This window comes from Cognatiluteimonas sedimenti (assembly GCF_022808325.1).
Classification (GTDB): Bacteria; Pseudomonadota; Gammaproteobacteria; order Xanthomonadales; family Xanthomonadaceae; genus Cognatiluteimonas; species Cognatiluteimonas sedimenti.
The window spans coordinates 270,400-270,856 of sequence record NZ_JALGCL010000003.1 but is presented as its reverse complement, the minus strand read 5'-3'; the positions used below and the strand labels follow the sequence as shown (position 1 = coordinate 270,856).

Here is a 457-nt window from a genome sequence, read left to right as displayed (position 1 = left end):
GTACGATGAGAAAGATTCTCGCCACCTTGCTGCTTGCCGTTGTCCCGGTGGTGTCGCAAGCCCATGAGCTTGGCGCCGCCTTTGGCGACTCTGTGGCGGTCTCCTCCCAGGGCGACCTGGCAATTGTGGAGTATTGCCCGGACAACACCTGTGAGGTGTTCACACTCCGGGGGCCTTCCGCGACGCTCCCACTGCAAGACTTTGCCTTTGCGTACTTGCTAGGCGTGTCGGAGTACCTCTACCTCGAGTCTTTTCAGGCAGACACTAAGTCTCCCGCTATCAGAGCAGTGCTCGGCCGCTATCGCAGCCACTGCCCGCAGCCACCCTCACCAGAGGCCGCTCGGTGCGTTGTTGGCTACCTAGCCAGCATATACCCCATCAAGGCCAGCTTCGTCCGATACGATGAGGGTGAGCGCAATGTGGTGCCTATTCCACTGGAAGGTTTTCGGCATGGCAC

At 59.7% G+C, this 457-nt stretch carries 1 protein-coding gene; it reads left to right on the top strand.

What is annotated here, in order from left to right; translation table 11 throughout:
- Positions 1–5: 5 nt before the first annotated feature.
- Positions 6–457, top strand: a 452-nt coding sequence (locus tag MQC88_RS10435) for a hypothetical protein (RefSeq protein WP_243321742.1), incomplete at its 3' end; no start/stop codon positions are given.